Genomic DNA, 3,000 nt, shown 5'->3' with positions numbered 1-3,000 from the left:
AGCCGTGGCACTGGGAATACGGCGCCATCTCGTGAAGCTCGGCGTCCTGGCCGCCGACAACGCCAGGAACCACCGGCGCCGACGGAACGGCCGCCGGCACAACGGAAGGAAGAACACCATGATCGATCCGCGACTGGCCAGGATCATCGACACCAAGCAACTGACCTACACCATCGAGCAGGTGTCCGAGCTGCTGGGGATCTCCCGGGCCACCGCCTACCAGCTCGCCCGGGACGGGGTCATTCCGGCGCGTCGGCTCGGCCGGCGTTGGCTGGTCCCGCGCAAGGCGCTGCACGACTGGCTGGACCACCTGCCGGCGGCCTGACGTGGCCATCCGCAAGACCGATGCGGGTCGCTGGCGAGCGTACTGGCGCTCGCCGGCCGGCCGGCAGGAGTCCAAGACGTTCCCGACCAAGCGGGAGGCGTCGATCTTCCTGGCGCAGATGAAGACGTCGACGGCGGCGCGCACCTACGTGTCGCCGCACGCCGGCCGGATGCCGTTCGGGGTCCACGCCCGTCAGTGGATGGCGTCCTGGAACACGGAGGCGACCACGTCGGCCCGCGACGCGTCGGTGATGCGGAACCACGTGCTCAAGCAATGGGAGGCGTGGCCGCTGGGCAAGATCGACCACCTGGCCGTCCAGACCTGGATCTCCGGTCTGAGCCCGAGGCTGTCCCCGGCGACGGTCGGTGAGTGCCGCCGGCTGATGAGCGGGGTGATGCGGTCCGCGGTGCGGAATCGGCTGATCGCCTACAACCCGTGCGAGGACATCCGGGTCCCGAAGCGTCGCAAGCAGGATCACGACGAGCAGGTCATCGAGCGGTCGACGTTCCGCAGCAAGCTGCTGCCGGCAGTGCCCAACCGGTACCGCGGCCTGGTCGCCGTCGCGGGTGGGGCCGGCCTGCGCTGGGGCGAGGCCGCCGGACTCTGCGCCGATGCCGTCGACCTGGACGCCGGCCGGCTGCGGGTGATCCGCACAGTCGTCGAGGTCGCTGGGCACACCAGTTTCAAGGGCTACCCCAAATCGGCGGCCGGTCGCCGGTCGGTACCGCTGCCGGAATGGCTGATCGAGATCCTCCGGACGCACACCGAGCGGTACGGGTACGGCGAAGCGGATCTGCTGTTCGGCAACGAGGTCGGGGCCGCCCATCGACGAACCAACTTCCGGGCCCGGGTCTGGCGACCCTCGCTCGTCCGGGCCGGCCTGCTCGGTGCCGTCACGCGGGATGGCGATCGCTGGGTGGCGTCGTGGACCGGCGACGACGGCCGGCCGGCCCGAGCCGCCATGGACAGCGAAGGCGCGGCGGTTGCCGAGGTCGCCCGCCTACAGACGGGCGGACTGCGCTATCACGACTTGCGGCATTCGTACGCGACGTGGTTGGTCGACGACGGCGTGCCGCCGAACATGGTGCAGCGAGTGATGGGGCACGAGCGGGCCTCGACGACGCTGGACCTGTACACGAGGCGCACCGACGATGCCGAACGCATCCTGCGGGCCCTCGACGACACACCCTGATACTGCCGGCGAGTGGTGTGCGCACGGCTCCGACTGGCTGTCCTGACCACCCACGTGGTGACGGGTTCCAACATCGAGAACCTTCGGGCCTGGACGAAGGCGCGACAACCGACGAGCTTGCGTGGCAACCTCAGCCCGCCGGGGAGCTCGTCAGCCCGGCGCGTCGCGGACGTCCACCCCCTGCTCGGCGAACGCCTTGAAGTCGAGCATGTGCTGACGCGACTGCTTCCGGAAGGACCCGCGCATCACCTGCCCCATCACGCGCATCGGCAAGCTGCTGAACCGATATTCGTTCTCGCTCGACCACAGGGTCGTGTCCGGCCCAGCTTCGGTCAGCCGCTCGCGCGCGGCGCTCCACATGCCCTTGGCGACGAGCTCCCGGTCGTAGTGAACGACGGTGTGACTGGGAATCCCGTGCAGGTCGGCCGGTTCGCGACGGGTGATGGTCTCGGTGCCTTCGAACTCCTGCTGTCCCATTTTCAGCACGACCCTCGAGGTGGTGCCGACCTGCCCGTGCACCCCGTCCAGCGGCTCGTGCAGCACCAGGCCCCGCAGCCACTTCGGCAGCTGAGCAGGGTCGGCGAGCAGTTCGACCACCCGCTCCCGCGGCTGGGCGATCTCGATCGAGACGGTGTACTTCATGCTGGAGTGCTCCAGGTCTGGGAGAAGACGAGTGCCCCCCAGTCAAGCAGGTCGCTTCGTCGGTGATGGCGTTTCTGACGGCCGGCTCCGCATCGGGTCGCCCGCGACGCAGGCCGACGACGCCGAGTGCATCCCGCGGGCCTCGATGATGCCCTCTGATGCCTTTGTGCTGCCTATCACGACGAAGGCCCCGATCCGAATGTTCGAATCAGGGCCTGTGACCTGCGTGGGCGATACTGGGATCGAACCAGTGACCTCTTCGGTGTGAACGAAGCGCTCTCCCGCTGAGCTAATCGCCCGGGATCTCGTCGTGACGAGCAGCAGCCACCTTACCCGATCCGGCGGGCCCTGCTGACCACCCCGGCGACCGGCGCCGCCGGCCCCGGCGAGCAGGGTCACCGGCCCCGGCGAGGAGGGTCGCCGGTCCCAGCAGGGAGGGTCGCCAGGCCCCGGCGGGAGCACTGCAGGTCCCTGGGCGGCCGATCGACGGGCGGCCCTATTCCGCGCCGGGCCCAGATTCTGGTACGCCGATCGGGTGAACTCTGGAAGTTGGCGTGATGAGACGGGGGGTCCGCCGTCCCCACTGCAGAGGAACGGCCTGACACCACTGCGAGGGACTCCCCCGAGCACAGGCCACCGGACGGCAGGGAACGAAGATGTCCGACTTCAACACGGTGGACTACCGCATGACGGCCACGGTGACCGAGATGATCCTGATCTCCGACCCGGCCCTGCCGCCCGTCCACGCCGAGTTCCGGTACCGCAGCGACGACCCGTTCGCGATCCAGTTGCTGCTGTCGGTCGACCAGAGCCCGGCGGTCAGCTGGGTGTTCGGCCGGGA

At 69.3% G+C, this 3,000-nt stretch carries 4 protein-coding genes and 1 tRNA gene; 3 read left to right on the top strand and 2 right to left on the bottom strand.

What is annotated here, in order from left to right:
* Both ACOJUF_RS02695 and ACOJUF_RS02690 read left to right on the top strand, forming a co-directional pair.
* Nucleotides 1-325: helix-turn-helix domain-containing protein (locus ACOJUF_RS02695; protein ID WP_420120324.1), on the top strand; the 325-nt coding region annotated here is incomplete at its 5' end.
* Between the two features lies 1 nt (nt 326).
* The gene (locus tag ACOJUF_RS02690; RefSeq protein WP_420120323.1) at nt 327-1,517 is read left to right on the top strand and encodes a tyrosine-type recombinase/integrase; all 1,191 of its coding nucleotides are present in this window, start codon (nt 327-329) and stop codon (nt 1,515-1,517) included.
* A 150-nt stretch (nt 1,518-1,667) separates the two neighbouring features.
* Here ACOJUF_RS02690 and ACOJUF_RS02685 read toward each other — a convergent pair whose 3' ends face one another.
* Together ACOJUF_RS02685 and ACOJUF_RS02680 are read right to left on the bottom strand one after the other, a co-directional pair.
* A complete protein-coding gene (locus ACOJUF_RS02685; RefSeq protein ID WP_420120322.1) occupies nt 1,668-2,159 on the bottom strand; it encodes an SRPBCC family protein in 492 nt (163 codons plus the stop codon).
* A gap of 227 nt (nt 2,160-2,386) precedes the next feature.
* Nucleotides 2,387-2,458, bottom strand: a tRNA-Val gene (locus tag ACOJUF_RS02680).
* 357 nt (nt 2,459-2,815) lie between these two features.
* Between ACOJUF_RS02680 and ACOJUF_RS02675 the strand changes: the two genes are divergently transcribed.
* On the top strand, nt 2,816-3,000 hold a 185-nt coding region (locus ACOJUF_RS02675), incomplete at its 3' end, for an SsgA family sporulation/cell division regulator (RefSeq protein ID WP_420120321.1).

This window comes from Nakamurella sp., from assembly GCF_048594475.1.
Taxonomy (GTDB): Bacteria; Actinomycetota; Actinomycetes; order Mycobacteriales; family Nakamurellaceae; genus Nakamurella.
The sequence above is the reverse complement of the archived record's forward strand: the minus strand, read 5'-3'. Positions and strand labels throughout refer to the sequence as shown.

What these genes read in the sequence shown, in the direction of transcription:
- ACOJUF_RS02685 (WP_420120322.1), bottom strand. Translation starts at nt 2,159, where the DNA reads ATGAAGTACACCGTCTCGATCGAGATCGCCCAGCCGCGGGAGCGGGTG.